The organism is Rhodococcus sp. P4_F3_2 (assembly GCF_056401335.1).
Genome location: NZ_JBFUJN010000009.1, coordinates 18,464 through 36,802, shown reverse-complemented (window position 1 = coordinate 36,802; position 18,339 = coordinate 18,464). Strand labels below are relative to the sequence as shown.

Genomic DNA, 18,339 nt, shown 5'->3' with positions numbered 1-18,339 from the left:
TCAGCAATCGGCAACTTCATCGCGCTCCGGTGGCCGAGCCGGAAGCTGACGTACGATTACGCCGCAGCGGCAGCGCAATTCGATCACGTGTCGCCGCAGTGCCGTTCCCCTGCACTACAGACCGAGAAGGAGCGAGCGTGCCAACCATGCCGTCACTGCCGAATTGGTCGAACGGCAAATCGACGCAAGCCGATGCGCCCAAGATCCCCGTTCCGGCAGCCCGCGCGATCGTCGACTGCGCGGTCTACGTTGACGGCGTGCGGTTGCCGGGCAAGTACACGCACCGCGCCGCGTTGGCCGAGGTCCGTAGTCGAGACAACGCGTTCGTCTGGGTGGGCATGCATGCACCCGACGAAGGCCAGATGCAAGATGTCGCAGCAACTTTCGGACTCCACGAGTTGATGGTCGAGGATGCCGTCCATGCACACGAGCGCCCGAAACTCGAACGCTACGACGACGTCATGTTCCTGGTGCTGCGCACGGTCGTCTACGTACCGCACGAGTCCGTCGCGACGGCGAGCGAGATCGTCGAAACCGGCGAGATCATGGTGTTCGTCGGTCCCGACTTCGTGGTGACCGTCCGTCACGGGGATCACTCCGAACTGGCAAGCGTGCGCAAGTCACTCGAGCAGAATCCCGAGCGTCTCGCCATGGGCCCGTTCGCGGTGTTGCACGCGATCACCGACCACGTCGTCGACAGCTATCTCTCCGTCATTCAACTCGTCGAGCAGGACGTCGACAGCATGGAAGAGTTGGTGTTCAACCCGCGGAACACCGTTGCCGTCGAGCATATCTACCTGCTCAAACGTGAAATCGTCGAACTACGACGCTCGGTCACTCCACTCGGATTGCCACTTCTCCAACTGACCCAGCCCGCGGGCGGCCTCGTCCCGAAGGAGATCCGGCGATACTTCCGTGACGTAAGGGATCACCACACGATCGTGGCCGAACGTATCTCGGAATACGACGAGGTGTTGAGCTCTCTGGTCGATGCCGCACTCGCGAAGATCGCGGTGCAACAGAACACCGACATGCGCAAGATCTCGGCTTGGGTCGCAATCGCCGCCGTGCCGACGGGCGTTGCCGGTATCTACGGAATGAACTTCGAGAACATGCCGGAACTCGGTTACAAGTACGGCTATCAGTCCATCCTGTTCCTCATCGCGTCGGTGTGTGTCGGCTTGTTCTTTCTCTTCCGTCGCAACAACTGGCTGTGAACCTCGCACGCTGACTCCCTGTACTTGCCACCGTCGCAGGCGGACAATGGATATGGGTACGCATTTTCATTCCGTTCCCGAAATTCATTTTGCGACAAGCAAATTCAGATCCAGGAGAGATGGAGGAACAACCATGCCTACAGTCGAGCAGTCTGTAGAGATCGCGTTGCCACCCAAGGACGTCTGGGAGTACATCGCCGTCGCCGAGAACTGGCCCAACTGGGAGAATTCGATGGTCGAGTGCAAACAGATCACCGACGGCCCGATGGGCGTGGGAAGCCGTTGGCACGGTGTCTCGAGAATCCTGGGCAAGCGCCTCGAGTGGACATCCGAATTCACCGAGTACGACCCACCGAGATCGTCGAAATCGACGTCCGTCGAAAGTCCGGTCAGCTTCTCGCAGACCACGACCTGCGAAGAAGTCGGTGACGGCACTCGGGTCACCTACCGACTCGACAGCGAAAGCGGACTCGGCGGCGTATTCGGCAAGATGGCCGACCCGATCGTGACGAAAGCATTTTCACGGACCGTTCGGGTAAGTCTCGAGAACTTGGCGGACATCCTCGTGCACGCCGAATGATCTGACGGACAAAGCGCCGGCGCAGCTAGAGCGAGGCAGCGGAACGGTGCGGATCGCGAATGTCGATCCCCGCCTCGGTCCACGCTTCCCGCAGTGCCTCCGCGCCGCGCAGACGCACCCAGGCGGCTTCGGTACCGGTCAGGGGGACCACACCAAGGAAGCGCACCGGATCGAACGGCTCCGGCAGCGTCAGGTCGGCGATCCCGCTGTCACCGAGAAGCACCGCCGTGAACGCAGTGTCCTTCCACAGCGGCTCGCCCAGGTCCAACAGTGCGTCCTCGAGCAGCACGACGCCTTCGACGGACGGCGCCGCAGCCAGCACCGCGAGCGTCCTGGCCACACCCGACGCGACACCCGTGCCACCGCGCAGGGTGAGCACCAACTCGGCGCGAGGACCGCGTGTGGGGTCTGCGACCAGTTCATTGGGGTCGCCCATCGGGTGACGCGAGCACCCCAGTGTGACGTAGCGGACCAGGCCGTCGGGTGATTCGAAACGCAGCACGTCCAGCGGTTCGACACCGAGGAACGTCACTGAGGCCGCGGTGGGGTCCGGCCCCTCGATGCTGCTGACGAGATGGGCCCGGACGGAAGATACGACGCTGTCTGACACTCGTCCATCTAAACACCGTGCCCGCGAGGTTCGCAGCGCAGATACCTCGCGGTGGCGGTAGCGTCGTCGAAATGGTCTCCGTTCTCGCTGTCAGCGACGAGACCGTCGAATTCCTGTGGAGCAGTCAAGTTCGTTCACTCGGAGTCGACGTGATCCTCGGCGCGGGCGATCTGCCGTTTGCGTATCTGGAGTACCTGTCTGACCAACTGAATGCGCCCTGCGTGTTCGTTCCCGGGAACCACGACGTCGATCTGTCCGGATATTCGAACAAGAGATCCGGTTGGATGCGGGCAGGTATGCCGGCGCAGTGGCCCGGCCCGACCGGCGCAGTCAACGCCGACGGACGCATCGTGACCGTCGCCGGTCTGCGGATCGCGGGCCTCGGTGGTTCCATCCGATACAACACGGGTCCCAATCAGTGGTCCGAGCGCCAGCAGAGCCGACGCGCCCGCTCGCTCACCTGGCGAAACGCCTGGCAATCGCGGCTTCCCGGCGGCCGGGCGGGCGTGGATGTGCTGCTCACCCACAGCCCCGCCCGCGGTGTCGGCGACGCCGAGGATCGGCCACATCGTGGGTTCGAATGCTTCACCCCCTTGATCCGCACCCTCGATCCGACGGTCATGATTCACGGACACATCCACCCGCACGGGCGAACACCTCTCGATCTGGAGGTAGGCCGGACTATCGTGCTCAATACCGTCGGCTTCACGCTGATGGAGATTTCCCCAGGTACTCCGCCGACGATCGTGAGGCGCCGACATGGCTCGTGACACCGGATTTCCCACAGCCGACGCGGAAAACGACTTCGCTCGTCAGCGTCGACGCGCCGACGTTGCCCGTCTGGTCAGTTGGCTACGACGCGAACCGGACGACGTCAACGCGATCCTGCCGTTCGACGAGGTTGTCGCAGCGCTCGGCAAGGTTGGTGAGAAGTCTCTGGGTCTACAGGTCGTCACCATCGAATCGATAGTCGGAAGTGTCGACCGCACAGGTGATTTCGACAGGTACTTCCGTCCGACGTCCACTCATTCGCGCGCTCGTTGGGAGCGACTTGCGGTGGCGCAACGACGCGGCGAATCGGTGCCACCCGTTCAGTTGTACCGTGTCGGCTCCATGCATTTCGTGATCGACGGACACCACCGAGTGTCCATTGCGTGTGCGATGCACCAGAAGACAATCGACGCGTACGTCACCGAGATCATCACGCGCATCTCGCCGGAAGGCATCACTCAGCGCGCCGATCTGCTCATCAAGGACCATCGCCGACTCTTCCTCACTCGCGTTCCGCTGCAGGGTTCACAACGCGAAGCTGTCCAGGTCACCGACCCGTGGGAGTACGCCGAACTCAGTGAGTGCGTGGAGGCGTGGGGTTTTCGGCTCATGCAGGAAAAGGGCGAGTTCCTCGGCCGAGACACGGTCGCCCGGCGCTGGTTCGGCGAGGAGTTTCTCCCCGTCGTGCGAATGCTGAGGGGCGCCGACATGTTGCCCGAGCACACCGACGCCGAAGCGTACTTGTGGATCGCCCGGGAGCGGTACCGACTGGTGCGGCGGCACATGTGGAATGACGAGATCGTGGCCGAACTACGCGATCGAGCACCGCGAAAGCACAAGCCTGCTACGTAGCGACAGCGAACCGCACCTCTCGGGTCGGGATCTTCGGGTGCATGAACTTCAGCAACGAACGCGCTTCTTTCTCGATGGACGCGAGTGCGGTCTTCGGTTGCTGCGCAAACAGAGTCGCGCTCAACTCGACCGTCTCCTTGGCCGGCGTCACCGTCGCGAATCCCACCACCTTTCCGCGCACCAGGATGGCGGGCTTGATGATGCCGTTGACGGTGAAGACGCGAGTTCGATACTGCTCGTCCATGATTCGCGAGCGGTCGGCGTGCGAGAGCAGGATGTTGTCGAACGGAGCAAGGATTCTGACCGGCGGTGTTCCGGAGTTCGGTCGTGGCGCATCCGGCAGGTCGAACACCTCGGCCCCTTTCGCGTTGACAAAGTTGATCAGGCCGGGACGTAGCCTCTCGAAGACTTCGGCGAGTCTCGTGAGCCCCGACCATGCTTGCGCATCCTTCACGCTCGCGGGCCCGAAGGCAGCCAGATAGCGCAGCACCATCGCGTCGGGATCTGCAGATGAACTCACTTCTGCGCCAAGCCAATTCTCCAAGGTCGTCAGTGCCGGCGCTCCGGATCGTCCCCACAGACCTCGCGGTGGCACCTGCACCATCGGCAGAAGCCCTCGAACTCCGTGCGCCAGTCCCTCGGCCGCGTGGCCGGGAAAGCGCTCTGCCAGTATCGGTCTCATCTGCATCTGAGTGAGCGGCCCGTCCGCTACCAGGTCACGCCCCGCCTGCGCCAGCGCGTCGAGATCCAACCCGGTGAGCGCCGCACGCTGAGTGCTGTTGGTGTGGAGATCGCGTTCCATGATCGTCTGAACCGTGGCACGGAAGGGACCCGCATCGGCGGCCGAGAGGGCAAAGACCGTGCCCCGCATGGCAACCAGCCGCACCACCTGGCGCTTCTCGACAAGGGTTGAGAGGTCTTCTGCCGCAAAGTTCTTCAGCCGTGCCCACAGTGCCAGGTAGGGCGGATTCGGCGCCTGGGCCTGCAGACCTGCCAGGTGCTCGATCGCATCCAACGCGCTGACCTCGGCCCGCCGCAGCAGGAACTGCCGCGCCAGAGTCGCCAGGTTGAGCTCGCGATCTGTGATCAGTGCAGCCATCGACAACTCCTCAACGATCGTGGTCAGGGGGCGGTGACGATCTCGAACGGTATCTCGACTCGCGCGAGGGTTCCGGACTCTTCACCCGGTCCGACCGAGAACGAGCCACCAGCGGCAACCACACGCAGTTCGTGCGAGAGCAGTCCGATGTGCCCGGCGGCCCGTCGTTCGGCAATCCGATCGGCGCTGATCCCCCGACCGTCGTCCGAGACCACGAGCACCACACGGTGGTCCAGCCGCGCAAGCTCGATCCGGACGTTCTGCGCGCCGGCATGTTTGACGACGTTGCCCAGAAGCTCTCGGGTGGCGCCGAACAAGACCTCGTCCGCGGACGTGCGTAAATCGTCGTTCCAGCCCGAAGTGTCGACGTCGACCACCACTCCGCCGCGTCCCTGCGCCGAGCGCGCGAGGTCCCCGATCGCGCGGGCAAGGCCAACGTGGACGAGAACTGTGGGATGTAGTTCCGAGACGGACGATCTCAGCAGCGTTGTCGCTTCACCGAGCGCTTTCCCGGCTCGCGCCAACGCGACGGGTTCCGCACTGCCTGCCAATTCGTCGAGATCCATCCGCGCCGCGAGAACGTACTGGAGCGCCCCGTCGTGCAATTGCTCGGACAGTTCTGTGCGCTCACGCTGCTCGAGCCCCATGAGTTCGGCCAGAAGGCTCGTGCGATGCCCGACGAGGTGCCCGATGGTCAACACTCGTGATCTTTGAATCCGAGTCAATCCGATTGCGCCCGCACCCACCCCGGCCAAGGCCATGGTACTCAGCAGGATCGACGGCCACGGCTCGGAATTCGAAGTCATCGTTGCCCAACTGGAAGCAAAAAACACACCGATCGTGCACGCAACGACGCCGACACACACGTCCGTCCGCAGTTGCGTACACGCAAGAACCGGAATGACGAAGAGCCCGTTGCTCAAGATGTCGGCGGTCCAACTCTGCTCGGCTGCGAGACCGGTCAGCAATGTCAGAGTTGCGAGCACGGCGAGGTCGACGAACAAGCCGAGCCAGATCATCGTCACCGGGCCGGTGCCGCCTTTGCGGATCCACAGCGCCACGGCTGCCGACCAGAGGGCATAGGCGCCCAGAATCGCGAAACACCATCCCGCGTCGTTCATCGGCGGGACGAAGATCAGCGTCAGGGCGATGAACAGCACCAGAGCGCCGCGCACCGTCAGTTGGAGGTACGCACCGCGGTAGGCGTGTTCGCGCATGATCCGTTCGAGGTCCGGGCCGCCGGGCAGGTGCTCGGTTCGTACCGAGGATTCGTTCATCTGTCCTCCTGTGCCGCCCATCCCAGTTCCCTGTGAATGAGCTTCGCACACGAGATTTCACAATCAACCCGCAATACCGTGAATGGCACAGCATTCACCGAACCTCGAAACCACGCAGGAGTGCTCATGATCTCGACCCGAGCAAGCAAGCGCCGCATCGCCACTCGATTTGCCGTCGCCGGCGCCCTGGCAGCGGCGCCGATCGCCGTGGTCGCCGGGACAGCGCAAGCCGCCCCGGCCTCCACCCATCACGAACAATTCGGCCGCCTGGTCCCCCTGCCCGAGCCGGCCGACGCAGCGCCCGGCCCCGAACAGGGACCGCTCCCCTGGGGCGCGACGTATTCGGTCACCTTGCCCGGGTAAAGGTCACAGCAGCAGATTGGCTCCCGTACCGCCGTCGAACACTGCGATCTTGGCGGGATCGAACCACAGATCGATAGACCTGCCCTGGGCCACGGTGGACTCCGACGAGAGCCTGGCAACCAGTTGACCGCCACCAGCGACGGCCGTTCCCGAATCGGCGGCGAGTTCCTCGAGTTCACGAGAATTGACGGCGGGGCCACCAGCGAGGAAATACGCGTACTTGTCGGAACCCATCGATTCCAGCACGTCGACGTCGACGGTGAACGTCCCACCGTGCGGCTTCTGCGCTGCATCGACCAGCGCCACGTCCTCGAAATGTTCCGGCCTGATACCGACCACGACGTCCTTGCCCGAGCCGCTGCCCGAGATCTTCGACTGCGCCGCCGCGGGCAGGCGAACATCGCCGATCGGCGTGCTGACGCCGTCCGCCGTCAACTGTCCGGGGAAGAAGTTCATGGACGGGGACCCGATGAACCCCGCCACGAACAGATTGTTCGGACGATCGTAGAGTTCCTGCGGCGCACCGATCTGTTGCACGATTCCGCCGCGCAGCACGACTACCCGATCGCCGAGCGTCATCGCCTCGGTCTGGTCGTGGGTCACGTAAATCGTTGTCGTACCGAGTCGCTGCTGCAGTCGGGCGATCTCCGTCCGCATCTGCACGCGCAGTTTGGCGTCCAGGTTGGAAAGCGGCTCGTCCATGAGAAACGCCTTCGGGCTGCGCACGATTGCGCGTCCCATCGCGACACGCTGACGCTGACCGCCCGACAGGTTCGCCGGTTTGCGATCGAGATGCTGGGTGAGGTCGAGCACCCGCGCCGCGTCGTCGACCTTGGCGTTGATCTCGTCCTTGGACATCTTCGCCAATGTCAGTGGGAACGCGATGTTCTGGCGCACCGTCATGTGCGGATACAGAGCATACGACTGGAACACCATCGCGATGTCGCGGTCCTTGGGGGCGCGTTCGTTGACGCGTTCACCCGCAATCCTCAGCTCGCCGGTCGAAATGTCTTCCAGCCCGGCAATCATGTTGAGGGTCGTGGATTTTCCACAACCGGACGGGCCCACGAGAATGATGAATTCTCCGTCGGCGATGGTGATGTCGACATCACTGACCGCCTTGGCTCCGTCCGGGTACAGCTTGGTCACCTTGTCCAGCACGATCTCGGCCACAGGCTTATCCCTTCACTGCGCCGGAAGTTAGCCCGGCCACGATACGACGTTGGAAGAACAGAACAAAGATGATGATCGGAATGGTGATGACCATGGCGGCCGCGGCAATCGACCCGGTGGGCTCCTCGAATTGTGAAGCGCCGGTGAAGTTCGCGATGGCCGCAGGGGCGGTGATTGAGCGTTCGGTCGACGTCAACGAGATCGCGAACAACAGATCGTTCCAGCAGAAGATGAAAACCAAGATGCCCGCAGTGACGATGCCGGGCGCGGCGAGAGGAGCCACCACCTTCCGGAACGCCTGACCCGGCGTCGCGCCGTCCATCTGAGCCGCCTTCTCGAGTTCCCACGGAATCTCTTTGAAGAACGCCGAGAGCGTGTAGATCGCCAACGGCAACGCAAAGGTGATGTACGGCAGGATGAGTCCGGCCCAGGTGTCGAAGAGTCCGAGCCGTCGTTCGATGTCGAACAGCGGGCTCACCAATGAAATCTGCGGGAACATCGCGATCAGCAGTGCAACACCCACCAGCAGCTTCTTGCCCGGGAAATCCAGGCGCGCAATGGCGTACGCCGCCATGGTCCCGATCACCACGGCGATGACCGTCGAGATGAGTCCGATACCGATGGAGTTGATCAGAGCACTGGTGAAGGCGCTGGTGTCGAAGATTCCTCGGTAGTTGTCCAGGGTCCACTTCTCCGGAATGAACTTGCCGTCCTTGATGGTTCCGGCCGGTTTGAAGGACAGGCTGGCGATCCACAGGACGGGAACCAGCGCGTACAGCAAGACCAGAAGGTTGACGACGGACCAGCTGATCTTGAGTCTGGGAGTCACGGTCATGTCAGCGTCCTTCCGTATCGGATCCGGGAGCCGAAGCACCGAAAAGTTTGATGAAGATGAACGCGATCACGGCCACACACACGAAGATCAGCACGCTGATCGCGGATCCGATGCCCAAGTTGAATGCCTTGAACAGATTGTCGTAACCCAGAATCGACACCGACCCGGTGTCGTTCGCTCCCTTCGTCAGCACGTAGATGTTGTCGAAGATGCGGAATGCGTCGAGTGTGCGGAACAGCAGAGCGACGAGGATGGCGGGCTTCATCAGCGGAAGGATGATGCGTACCAACCGGGTCCACGCGCCGGCGCCGTCCACCTGAGCCGCCTTGAGAAGGTCATCGGGCACGAGCGCCAAGCCGGCCAGCAGGAGCAGCGCCATGAACGGCGTCGTCTTCCAGACCTCGGCAAGGACGATGATCGCGAGCGACGGGATCTGGTCGGTGAGCGGCGCACTGCCGTCGGGCAGGAGATTGGCGAGGTAGCCGGTCCCCGGCGTCCACGCGTAGTACCAGCTGTATGCCGCCGCGACGGTGACGATGCCGTACGGGATGAGCACAACGGTGCGGACGAGCCCCTTACCCACGATCGTTCGGTGCATCACCAGTGCGATGGTCAGTCCGAGAACGAACTCGATGACGACCGAGACGACAGTGATCGACGTCGTCACCGCGAACGCTTGCCACCAGTAACCGTCGGTCAGCACCGACACGTAGTTGTCGAACCACACGAACTTTCGTTGATCCGGGAAGCGCAGGTCGTAGCGCTGCAAACTCAGCCAAACGGCGTAGACCACCGGATATGCGGTCACCGCGATCATGAGAATCGCGGCCGGGGCCACCAGCCAGAGACCGAGGCGACGCTCGGCCGCCTTTCCGTCCGACATCTTCGACTTCGCGGAGTGCTTCGGCTCCGGCGAGGGCGTCGCGACTGTTGGTGCAGCTCCCGAATTTTCGCTGTCGATCGTCACGGAATCAGCCCCTCGGAATTGACTGCCTTACGTACCTGCTCGGCAAGATCGTTCACGGTCGATTCCGGATCGATGTTTCCCACAGGGTTCAGCGTGGCAGTGATGAGCGTCGAAATACTCTGATAGGCAGGAGAAACCGGACGAACCGAAGCGGTGTCCAGGCTGTCGCGAACCTCACGCCACGCCGGGTACGCCTCCTGGAACGCCGGGTCGTCGTACAGGCTCTCGAGAGTCGGCGGAACGCCACCGGCTACCGCGTTGTTGCGCTGATTCTCCTCGTTACGCAGACAGGTGAGCGCCTCGAACGCGAGGTCCGGATGCTGGCTGGTCTTGGCCACCGCTACGTTGAAGCCGCCGATCGTGACCTCGGCCGGCTTACCCTCGATCACCGAGGGATACGGAGCGGCAAGGAAATTCCGTTCTCCGTTCACCGTGAGCACCGTGTTTCCGGTGTTCTCACTGGTGACGTTGCCCTTGTCGTCGATGTACGGCAGATCGCCCTTCTCGGCGTTCTCCATGATGCCGGGCAGCACGAACGGCCAGTTGACCTGGAAGGCAGATTTGCCGCTCTCCATACCCAGTCGCGACGACGCTTCATCCCCCTGCGAGATCGAGGGATCCGCACCCTTCGCGGTAGCGACGCGCTTCATGACGGTCAGCGCCTGCTGGGCAGCATCACCGTCGGCCACCGTCACGGTTGTTCCGTCGGGCCCCACCACCGATCCGCCGGCACTGGCGAGAAGGGTGTTGAACCAGACCATCAATCCTTCGTACTGCTTGCCCTGCACACCGATCCAGCTGGGGCGCCCCTCCGCGGCCAGGCCTTCGGAGATGTCGATCATCTGATCCCAGGTTGGGGGTGGTTGCCCGTCCGGCATCAAATCCTTTCGATACCAGAGCAATTGGGTGTTGGTGTTCAATGGCGCCGCATAGAGCTGGTCCTGCCACTTCGCCGACTCCAGCGGACCCGCGAGAGTCCCGTTGCTGACCTCGGCCGCCACGTCGTCAGGAAGCGGCAATGCCCATCCGGCTTCGGCGAATTCGGCAGTCCACACCACGTCGAGCGTCATCAGATCGAGTGACTTGTCATTGCCGGTCAGACGCCGGGCCAACTGAAGTCGCTGGTCGTCGGCACCCTTGGGCAGAGTTTTCTGCTCGACCCGGTACGCGCCGTTCGACGCCGCCGAACAATTGGCGGCGGCCTCCGCATACTGCTCGGCGCCGTCGGCGGCGGTGTAGAAGGACAGCACCACGCCGTCGTCATTGTCTGATCCACACGCACTGAGCAAGGGCGCCAACAACAATGTCGCCGCGCTGAGCAGCCCCACCCTCAATTTCTTCTTCTGCCCCGCCTGCAATCTCTTGTTCTGCACAGCCGTCCTCCTCGGGCGGCGAGACGGCACAGTCGATTCGGCTGGCCGACGCACCACACATCGGCACTTTTCCCGGAGAAGGGACCTATTTCCTTGTCCGGCAAACGGTCACGGGAAGCGAGTACTACCTCGCCCGCGTGTACATAAAGTAACCGAGATCACACAAGTTGGCAGCCCGAGCGAGAATGTCAGATGGCGAGCTTGGCGAGCAGGTCGCGCGCCGACTCCGCCGTCTTGGGCTCACACAGTACGTCGTAACGTCCGGCGACCAACTGCATCGTCGAGGCGAAGTCCCGCTGCCCACGCGTCGCGGCGTACGGGATGGTCGTGGAGATGACACCGAAGATGATGCCGCCCACGATGCCCGCGATCAGCGGAGCGAGGAACCCGCCGGTGACGATTCCGAGCACCAGGCCGAAGAAGACACCCAGCCAGGCACCGGAGACGATGCCACCACCGATCACCTTGGCCCACGTCAACCGGCCGAGAACTCGCTCGACCTGCATCAGGTTCACGCCGACGATCGTGACGTCCTGAACCGGGAATTCTTGATCGGAGAGGTAATCGACTGCGCGCTGCGCCTCGGCGTAGGTGGGGTACGACCCGATGGGCCATCCCGAAGGCGGTGTCGGCAACGCTCCACGGCGCGACCCATTCGACGATTGACCGAGCGGATTGGACATGGCTGGCTGCGCTCCTCTTTTCGGGCACGTCATCCACGCGGACGACGCAAGTACATCTACCCCTATTGTGCCCTTTACAGACCTGATTCGTTCGGCTATGCGAGCGTCAGGCGTGTTCGGGCGGCGTGAATTCCGACGTGCGCGTCATCCCCGCTGCGCGGCCCTTGGCCGAAATCACCAGTGCCATCTTGCGACTCGCCTCGTCGATCATCTCGTCGCCGAGCATGACGGCGCCCCGCCCTCCTCCGGCGGCCGAGGTGTGGAACGCGTACGCGTCCAAGATGAGTTCTGCACGGTCGTAATCGGATTGGCGCGGACTGAACACCTCGTTGGCCGCCTCGATCTGCGTGGGATGCAGAACCCACTTGCCGTCGAAGCCGAGCGCTGCCGTCCGCGCCGCCGACCGAGTGAAAGCCTCGACGTCGCGAATCTGGAGGTACGGACCGTCGATCGCCTGGACGCCGTGTGCACGTGCGGCCATCAAGATGGTCATCAAGATGTGGTGATACGCGTCACCGCGGTCGTAGCCGTCCGGTTGCTCACCGACGACCAGAGTTCGCATGTTCAAGCTCGCCATGAAGTCGGCCGGGCCGAACACGAGTGCCTCGACGCGGGGACTCGCGGTGGCGATCGCGTCGATGTTGGTCAAGCCGATCGCGTTCTCGATCTGCGGCTCGATTCCGATCTTGCCGACCTCGAGACCGTTGGCCTTCTCGACCTGCGTCAACAACAAGTCGAGTGCCTGGACGTGACTCGCGTCGGGAACCTTGGGCAGCAGAATGGCGTCCAGATGCGCTCCGGCGCGGCCGACCACCTCCACTACGTCGGCATACGTCCATTCGGTCGTCCAGTCGTTGACCCGGACGACCTTGACCTGTTTGCCCCACCCGTCCTCGGCCAACGCGTCGCCGATCGACTCTCGTGCCGCCTGCTTCGCCAACGGCGCCACCGCGTCTTCGAGGTCGAGGAAGATCTCGTCGGCGGGCAATCCCTTCGCCTTGTCGATCATCTTCCGACTGCTGCCGGGAACTGCCAATACCGATCGACGGGAACGGTTGCGTGAAGTCATTGCGGACTGCCCTTCTCGATTTTCGGTGGCGCCGTTGCAGATTTTGACGCTGGACGAATTAGCCTTGCAATCATGGCAGCAGCAGGCAAGGTATTTGCAGCCAGGCTTGCCGGCCTGGTTGTACTCGGCCCGGACGGCGAATCGATCGGTCGTGTGCGCGACGTCGTCATCACGGTCCGTATCGGACGCCAGCAACCGCGGGTTCTCGGTCTGGTGATCGAAATGTTCACGCGCAAACGCATTTTCGTTCCGATGCTCCGGGTGACAGCCATCGAGCCGAGTGCGGTCACCCTGACCACGGGCAACGTCAGTTTGCGGCGCTTCAACCAGCGGCCGGGTGAAGTACTCGCGCTGGCGCAGGTACTCGATTCGCATGTGCGCGTGGACGACCCGGAACTCGAGGAGCTTCACGGCGTCGACACGATAGTCGTCGACCTCGGGATCGAATCGACGCGAACGCGAGACTGGGTCGTCTCGAAGGTCGCGGTTCGCGGCCATCGCGGACGCCTCGGTCGACGCGCCGCGATTCACATCGTCGACTGGCAGCACGTCGCCGGCCTCACCCAGAGCGATCTCTCGCTCCCCGGCCAGGGCGTAGCTCACCTCCTCTTGCAGTACGAAGGCATGCGACCCGCCGATGTGGCCAACGCCATGCGCGAACTGCCGGAGAAGCGCCGCCACGAACTGGCCGTGGCGCTCGACGACGAACGCCTCGCCGACGTCGTGCAGGAACTGCCGGCGGACGATCAGACCGATCTGCTGATGCACCTGGAAGTCGAACGTGCCGCCGATCTACTCGAAGCGATGGATCCCGACGACGCCGCCGACCTGTTGGGCGAGCTGCCCGAGACCGAAGCCGAATCACTGTTGCAGTTGATGGACCCGCAGGATTCCGAACCTGTTCGACGCCTGCTCGAGCACTCCCCGGACACTGCCGGTGGTCTGATGACGCCCGAACCGGTGGTACTGACGGCCTCGACGACCGTCGCCGAGGCCCTTGCCCGCGCCCGCAACTACGACGTGACCCCGGCGCTGTCGAGCATGGTCTTCGTCGTACGTCCGCCGACGGCGACTCCGACCGGGCGGTATCTCGGCTGCGTCCACTTGCAGAAGCTTCTCCGCGAGCCTCCCGCCAGCCTTGTGGGCGGAATACTCGACACCGACATGCCCCGGTTGGCGCCGGACGACTCGCTGGCGTCGGTCACCCGATACTTCGCGACCTACAACTTGGTGTGCGGGCCGGTCGTGGACGACGAGAACCACCTGATCGGGGCCGTGACAGTCGACGACGTGCTCGATCACCTCCTGCCGGAAGACTGGCGTGAGGATTACTCCGACGACGAGGAACTACTCCGATGAGCGAACGGGCGTCGAGCACGACCGCACGGCAACGACTGGAAACGCCTCGCGGAAGCCGCCGGTTCAATCTCGATTTCGACGTCGAAGCTGTCGGACGCGTCAGTGAACGCATCGCCCGCTTCCTCGGTACCGGGCGTTATCTCGCGATCCAGACGATCATCGTGATCGTCTGGATCCTGATCAACGTGTTCGCGGTGGCGCTGCAGTGGGACCCGTATCCGTTCATCCTGCTCAACCTCGCCTTCTCCACCCAGGCCGCCTACGCGGCGCCGCTGATCCTCCTGGCCCAGAATCGTCAGGAGAATCGCGACCGGGTCTCGCTCGAGGAGGACCGCTCACGCGCCGAGCAAACCAAAGCGGACACTGAATTCCTCGCTCGCGAACTCGCAGCGCTGCGCATCGCCGTCGGCGAGGTCGCCACCCGCGACTACCTGCGGCGGGAGCTCGAGGAGATCAAGTCGATCCTTGCCGCCGACGGCGAACCGACCCCGAAGAAGAAGCACCGTGACTCGAATACTGCGAAACAAAGTCACAACTAGCTGAGCGTTCGCTGAGTTTTGCTGCACGCACCGTGACCGATATGTAACGTAAGTCACAGCAGGATGGATTATCACGGTGGGTACTCCGAGGCGGGAGCACCAGCAAAGGGGAATCGTGCGAGTACGCGGAATGATTGCAGCATCCACACTGGTGGGGGGACTGCTTGTCGTAACAGGTCCAGCAGCCCTCACGGCCGGAAGCGCACCATCCGGCGGGTCGCAGGTCCCCATCGCCCTCGCAGGCTCCGCCTCCGTTGCGCAGCCGGACTCTGTCGACTTCCTCCCGACGCCCCGCACCGTCCGAACGCAACGATCGGCCCMACCCAGCGATACGGTCGCCGGCGCTCCGGCAGCGCCCAACGCTGCGGCCGTCGTCCTCACCTCTCTGGGCATCCCCGAGATCGTTCTGAACGCGTACCGCTCCGCCGAACTGGTGATGATGACCGAGGCGCCGGGCTGCGGCATCCCCTGGCATCTCCTGGCCGGCATCGGACGCATCGAATCCGGTCACGCCAACGGCGGCAAGACGACGTCGGTGGGTACGACGGTCACCCCGATCCTCGGCCCTGTCCTCGACGGACGGCTGGCAGGCAACGAAGTCATTCGGGACACCGACAAGGGCGCGATCGACGGAGACCCGACCCACGACCGCGCTGTCGGGCCGATGCAGTTCATTCCGGCCACCTGGGCCGGTTATGCCAGCGACGGCAACGGGGACGGAATCAAGGACCCCAACAACGTCTTCGATGCGGCGCTCTCGGCAGCGAAGTACCTCTGCAGCGGCGGCCTCAACCTGCGCGATGTCGCCCAGGAGACCAAAGCTGTTCTGCGGTACAACAACTCGGCCGCCTACGCGGCAAACGTGATCATGTGGTCGACGGCATACAAGAACGGTGTCATTCCTTCCGGCCAGCTCCCGTACACCACCGGCATCAACACCGGCAGCTCGGCGATCAACGCCGCCGCCTCGGCAGACTCCGCCGCTTCGGCCGTTCTCGCCGCTGCTGCAGCTACCGACCCGGCGGCAGGCGACAAGGAATCTGCGTCGACGACGCCGACTCCGACCACCACCCCTCTCTTCCCAGGTCTGCCCGACATGCCCGCGCTCTCACCCGAGATCCAGGCACTGATCCCGCCGGGAGTAACGCCGACCAGCCCCACTCCGGGACCCAACGCCGCCCGGAACGCGGCTCCCGGTCCGATCATCCCGCTCCCCGTCCTCACCTCACGGGGTCTCGTCTGGCCGATTCTGACGGCTGAGGGATGGCGCTGGCCCGACGACATGTGCGTGATCCTTCCGGATCCAGCAGCACTCGACGCCTTGCAGGACGGCATCCTTCTGCCGTGCACGGTCCCAGGAATGGCAGTAGCCGCCACGGCACCCGCCACCACCGACGCAGCGCCCGCGGAATCTTCGCCGCCGGCTGCCCCGTCGCCTGAGCCCGCTCCGTCACCCGCACCGGCCCCCGCACCGGAACCGGCCCCGGCTCCGGCATTCGCGCCGTTCTTCCCGGGCCTTCCCGGCATGCCCGCTCTGTAACCAAAAAATCACGAAAGAACAGTGCATATGCCCCAAACTGCCCTTCCAGATCACGGTTGAATAACGGAAGCGCAACAAATCAGGTAGCCTCGACTCCGTCAGTTGAACGGAAAACCTCCTCGCGGAGGTTCAGGAGGCATACACAGTGGGTCGGCACAGCAAGAAGACAGATTCGCACATCCGTCGAAATTCGGTCATCGCGCTCACCGGACTCATCCCTATCGGACTCGTCACCGCAGCCAACACGGCCGGCGCCGCTCCCAAGGTTCCGTTCTTCAACACCAGCTCCGCCGAAACGGTGGACACTGCCGCGCAAGCCACGCAGGAACCGCAAGCGCAGATTCTGCCCGCCGTCGAAGCAATCGCCGAGCCCGCTCCCGCCCCCGCGCCGTTGGCTCCCGTGCAGGCGACTCCCCCGCTCCCAGCCTCCATGGCCGAGGGTGCACTCGGAATCCCGAGCGTGAGCGTCGCCGCATACCAGAACGCCGAGCGGATCCTCGCCGTCGAAAAGCCCAACTGCAACATGCACTGGACACTCCTCGCCGGTATCGGCCGCGTCGAATCCGGCCACGCCAACGACGGCAAGGACGCCGACGCGAACGGCAACCTCTACAAGCCCGTGATCGGCCTGCCACTCAACGGCAGCCTTCCCGGCCAGGCCGTCATCATGGACACCGACGGCGGCGCCCTCGACGGCGACACCGTCTACGACCGCGCGGTCGGCCCGATGCAGTTCATCCCGTCCACCTGGAACCAGTACGCCGGCGACGGCAACGGTGACGGAATCGCCGACCCCCAGAACCTTTTCGACTCCGCACTGACCACCGGCAAGTACCTGTGCGACGGCGGACTCAACATGCAGGACGTAACCCAGGTTGCCTCCGCGATCCACCGCTACAACAACTCGGCCGCCTACGTTGCCAACGTTCTGGCCTGGTCGCTCGGGTACTCCACCGGCATCGTGCCCGCCGCATCGGACCTGCCGCGCATCCACTGACCTACCTGGACTTACCATGGAGTCATGTCTGTACTGACCGAGTCCGACGTTCGCTCCGCGCTCGCGCGAGTTCTGGACCCAGAGATCCGCAAACCCATCACCGAGCTGGGGATGGTCAAGGGGATCTCCCTCTCCAGTGACAACAGCGTCGACATCGGCATCTATCTCACGACCGCCGGTTGCCCGATGCGCACCGAGATCACCGAACGCGTCACCAAGGCCGTCGCCGACGTCGCCGGGGTCGGTGCGATCCGCGTCGAACTCGACGTCATGGACGACGCCCAGCGGACCGAGCTCCGCAAGTCGCTTCGCGGCGATTCCGCCGAACCCGTCATCCCGTTCGCCCAGCCGGGTTCACTCACCCGCGTCTACGCCGTAGCCTCCGGCAAGGGTGGCGTCGGAAAGTCCAGTGTGACAGTCAATCTCGCGGCAGCAATGGCCGCGCGCGGACTGTCTGTCGGCGTACTCGACGCGGATATCTACGGTCACTCGATCCCCCGCATGCTCGGCACCGACGCCAAGCCCACTCAGGTCGAGCGCATGATCATGCCGCCGGTTGCACACGACGTGAAGATGATCTCCATCGCGCAGTTCACCCAGGGCAACACTCCTGTCGTCTGGCGCGGACCGATGCTTCACCGCGCGCTCCAGCAGTTCCTCGCCGACGTGTTCTGGGGCGATCTGGACGTGCTGCTGCTCGATCTGCCGCCCGGCACCGGTGACATCGCCATCTCGGTGGCTCAGCTCATCCCGAGCGCCGAGATCCTGGTCGTCACCACACCGCAGCAGGCCGCTGCCGAGGTCGCCGAGCGAGCGGGCGCCATCGCCCTGCAGACCCGCCAGCGCGTCGCCGGCGTCGTCGAGAACATGTCGTGGCTCGAACTTCCCGACGGCACCCGCATGGACGTGTTCGGCGAAGGCGGCGGGCAGACCGTCTCCGATCGCCTCACGAAGGCCGTCGGCGCCAAGGTTCCGCTTCTCGGACAGATTCCGCTGGACCCGTCCGTCCGCGAGGCAGGCGACGCCGCCCCCCCC

18 protein-coding genes and 1 pseudogene are annotated in these 18,339 nt (G+C 63.8%); 10 read left to right on the top strand and 9 right to left on the bottom strand.

What is annotated here, in order from left to right; translation table 11 throughout:
* Positions 1-146: 146 nt before the first annotated feature.
* A complete protein-coding gene (locus AC1DWA_RS11995) occupies positions 147-1,217 on the top strand; it encodes a magnesium and cobalt transport protein CorA (RefSeq protein ID WP_019749341.1) in 1,071 nt (356 codons plus the stop codon).
* Positions 1,218-1,350: 133 nt separating this feature from the next.
* Positions 1,351-1,797 carry an SRPBCC family protein gene (locus AC1DWA_RS11990; RefSeq protein WP_007736117.1) on the top strand — a complete coding sequence of 149 codons (447 nt, stop codon included), beginning with the start codon at positions 1,351-1,353 and terminating at the stop codon, positions 1,795-1,797.
* A gap of 25 nt (positions 1,798-1,822) precedes the next feature.
* Here the strand turns inward: AC1DWA_RS11990 and AC1DWA_RS11985 are convergent, their stop codons facing one another.
* Positions 1,823-2,407: a suppressor of fused domain protein gene (locus AC1DWA_RS11985; RefSeq protein ID WP_019749342.1), complete on the bottom strand. Its 585-nt coding sequence runs from the start codon at positions 2,405-2,407 to the stop codon at positions 1,823-1,825.
* Between the two features lie 71 nt (positions 2,408-2,478).
* On the opposite strand from AC1DWA_RS11985, the gene AC1DWA_RS11980 reads away from it, so the two are divergent.
* Entirely contained in the window at positions 2,479-3,177 is a 699-nt protein-coding gene (locus tag AC1DWA_RS11980; protein WP_003945097.1) for a metallophosphoesterase family protein, read from the top strand.
* Complete coding sequence (locus AC1DWA_RS11975) at positions 3,167-4,030, top strand: hypothetical protein (protein ID WP_003945080.1); 864 nt, start codon at positions 3,167-3,169, stop codon at positions 4,028-4,030. The genes AC1DWA_RS11980 and AC1DWA_RS11975 overlap by 11 nt, the downstream gene beginning before the upstream one ends.
* On the opposite strand, the gene AC1DWA_RS11970 is transcribed toward AC1DWA_RS11975, so the two are convergent.
* Together AC1DWA_RS11970 and AC1DWA_RS11965 are read right to left on the bottom strand one after the other, a co-directional pair.
* Positions 4,023-5,129 (bottom strand): winged helix DNA-binding domain-containing protein, encoded by a 1,107-nt coding sequence (locus tag AC1DWA_RS11970; RefSeq protein ID WP_069146316.1) that lies wholly within the window; start codon positions 5,127-5,129, stop codon positions 4,023-4,025. The two genes, AC1DWA_RS11975 and AC1DWA_RS11970, sit on opposite strands and share 8 nt — an antisense overlap.
* A gap of 23 nt (positions 5,130-5,152) precedes the next feature.
* The gene (locus AC1DWA_RS11965) at positions 5,153-6,406 is read right to left on the bottom strand and encodes a sensor histidine kinase (protein WP_477845795.1); all 1,254 of its coding nucleotides are present in this window, start codon (positions 6,404-6,406) and stop codon (positions 5,153-5,155) included.
* 126 nt (positions 6,407-6,532) lie between these two features.
* Here AC1DWA_RS11965 and AC1DWA_RS11960 point away from each other — a divergent pair, with 126 nt between their 5' ends.
* Positions 6,533-6,769 (top strand): hypothetical protein, encoded by a 237-nt coding sequence (locus AC1DWA_RS11960; RefSeq protein ID WP_477845794.1) that lies wholly within the window; start codon positions 6,533-6,535, stop codon positions 6,767-6,769.
* 3 nt (positions 6,770-6,772) lie between these two features.
* Here AC1DWA_RS11960 and AC1DWA_RS11955 read toward each other — a convergent pair whose 3' ends face one another.
* The 6 genes from AC1DWA_RS11955 to AC1DWA_RS11930 all read right to left on the bottom strand — a co-directional run bounded on the left by AC1DWA_RS11955 (position 6,773) and on the right by AC1DWA_RS11930 (position 12,869).
* A complete protein-coding gene (locus AC1DWA_RS11955) occupies positions 6,773-7,942 on the bottom strand; it encodes an ABC transporter ATP-binding protein (protein ID WP_019749347.1) in 1,170 nt (389 codons plus the stop codon).
* Positions 7,943-7,946: 4 nt separating this feature from the next.
* Positions 7,947-8,777, bottom strand: coding sequence for a carbohydrate ABC transporter permease (locus AC1DWA_RS11950; protein ID WP_019749348.1), 831 nt, complete (start codon positions 8,775-8,777; stop codon positions 7,947-7,949).
* Position 8,778: 1 nt separating this feature from the next.
* Entirely contained in the window at positions 8,779-9,660 is an 882-nt protein-coding gene (locus tag AC1DWA_RS11945; RefSeq protein ID WP_044480569.1) for a carbohydrate ABC transporter permease, read from the bottom strand.
* An 80-nt stretch (positions 9,661-9,740) separates the two neighbouring features.
* Positions 9,741-11,078 carry an ABC transporter substrate-binding protein gene (locus AC1DWA_RS11940; RefSeq protein ID WP_264614592.1) on the bottom strand — a complete coding sequence of 446 codons (1,338 nt, stop codon included), beginning with the start codon at positions 11,076-11,078 and terminating at the stop codon, positions 9,741-9,743.
* A gap of 227 nt (positions 11,079-11,305) precedes the next feature.
* Positions 11,306-11,800, bottom strand: coding sequence for a general stress protein (locus AC1DWA_RS11935; RefSeq protein ID WP_003945065.1), 495 nt, complete (start codon positions 11,798-11,800; stop codon positions 11,306-11,308).
* Positions 11,801-11,906: 106 nt separating this feature from the next.
* Positions 11,907-12,869 (bottom strand): HpcH/HpaI aldolase/citrate lyase family protein, encoded by a 963-nt coding sequence (locus AC1DWA_RS11930; RefSeq protein ID WP_020908461.1) that lies wholly within the window; start codon positions 12,867-12,869, stop codon positions 11,907-11,909.
* Positions 12,870-12,941: 72 nt separating this feature from the next.
* Between AC1DWA_RS11930 and AC1DWA_RS11925 the strand changes: the two genes are divergently transcribed.
* From AC1DWA_RS11925 to AC1DWA_RS11905, 5 genes and pseudogenes are all read left to right on the top strand, one after another.
* On the top strand, positions 12,942-14,228 hold the full coding sequence (locus tag AC1DWA_RS11925) for a magnesium transporter MgtE N-terminal domain-containing protein (RefSeq protein WP_019749352.1): 1,287 nt from the start codon (positions 12,942-12,944) through the stop codon (positions 14,226-14,228).
* Complete coding sequence (locus AC1DWA_RS11920; RefSeq protein ID WP_003945067.1) at positions 14,225-14,767, top strand: DUF1003 domain-containing protein; 543 nt, start codon at positions 14,225-14,227, stop codon at positions 14,765-14,767. Before AC1DWA_RS11925 ends, AC1DWA_RS11920 begins: the two co-directional genes overlap by 4 nt.
* A gap of 115 nt (positions 14,768-14,882) precedes the next feature.
* The gene (locus AC1DWA_RS11915; protein WP_477916649.1) at positions 14,883-16,307 is read left to right on the top strand and encodes a lytic transglycosylase domain-containing protein; all 1,425 of its coding nucleotides are present in this window, start codon (positions 14,883-14,885) and stop codon (positions 16,305-16,307) included.
* Between the two features lie 145 nt (positions 16,308-16,452).
* Positions 16,453-17,304 (top strand): lytic transglycosylase domain-containing protein, encoded by an 852-nt coding sequence (locus tag AC1DWA_RS11910; RefSeq protein ID WP_477845793.1) that lies wholly within the window; start codon positions 16,453-16,455, stop codon positions 17,302-17,304.
* Between the two features lie 24 nt (positions 17,305-17,328).
* Positions 17,329-18,339: pseudogene (locus tag AC1DWA_RS11905) on the top strand (Mrp/NBP35 family ATP-binding protein); the annotation flags it as partial.

Excerpts from the sequence above, each read along its gene's own strand:
- AC1DWA_RS11995 (WP_019749341.1), top strand. The coding sequence starts at position 147 with ATGCCGTCACTGCCGAATTGGTCGAACGGCAAATCGACGCAAGCCGAT.
- AC1DWA_RS11990 (WP_007736117.1), top strand. The coding sequence starts at position 1,351 with ATGCCTACAGTCGAGCAGTCTGTAGAGATCGCGTTGCCACCCAAGGAC.
- AC1DWA_RS11980 (WP_003945097.1), top strand. The coding sequence starts at position 2,479 with ATGGTCTCCGTTCTCGCTGTCAGCGACGAGACCGTCGAATTCCTGTGG.
- AC1DWA_RS11975 (WP_003945080.1), top strand. The coding sequence starts at position 3,167 with ATGGCTCGTGACACCGGATTTCCCACAGCCGACGCGGAAAACGACTTC.
- AC1DWA_RS11970 (WP_069146316.1), bottom strand. The coding sequence starts at position 5,129 with ATGGCTGCACTGATCACAGATCGCGAGCTCAACCTGGCGACTCTGGCG.
- AC1DWA_RS11965 (WP_477845795.1), bottom strand. The coding sequence starts at position 6,406 with ATGAACGAATCCTCGGTACGAACCGAGCACCTGCCCGGCGGCCCGGAC.
- AC1DWA_RS11960 (WP_477845794.1), top strand. The coding sequence starts at position 6,533 with ATGATCTCGACCCGAGCAAGCAAGCGCCGCATCGCCACTCGATTTGCC.
- AC1DWA_RS11950 (WP_019749348.1), bottom strand. The coding sequence starts at position 8,777 with ATGACCGTGACTCCCAGACTCAAGATCAGCTGGTCCGTCGTCAACCTT.
- AC1DWA_RS11945 (WP_044480569.1), bottom strand. The coding sequence starts at position 9,660 with ATGTCGGACGGAAAGGCGGCCGAGCGTCGCCTCGGTCTCTGGCTGGTG.
- AC1DWA_RS11935 (WP_003945065.1), bottom strand. The coding sequence starts at position 11,800 with ATGTCCAATCCGCTCGGTCAATCGTCGAATGGGTCGCGCCGTGGAGCG.
- AC1DWA_RS11930 (WP_020908461.1), bottom strand. The coding sequence starts at position 12,869 with ATGACTTCACGCAACCGTTCCCGTCGATCGGTATTGGCAGTTCCCGGC.
- AC1DWA_RS11925 (WP_019749352.1), top strand. The coding sequence starts at position 12,942 with ATGGCAGCAGCAGGCAAGGTATTTGCAGCCAGGCTTGCCGGCCTGGTT.
- AC1DWA_RS11920 (WP_003945067.1), top strand. The coding sequence starts at position 14,225 with ATGAGCGAACGGGCGTCGAGCACGACCGCACGGCAACGACTGGAAACG.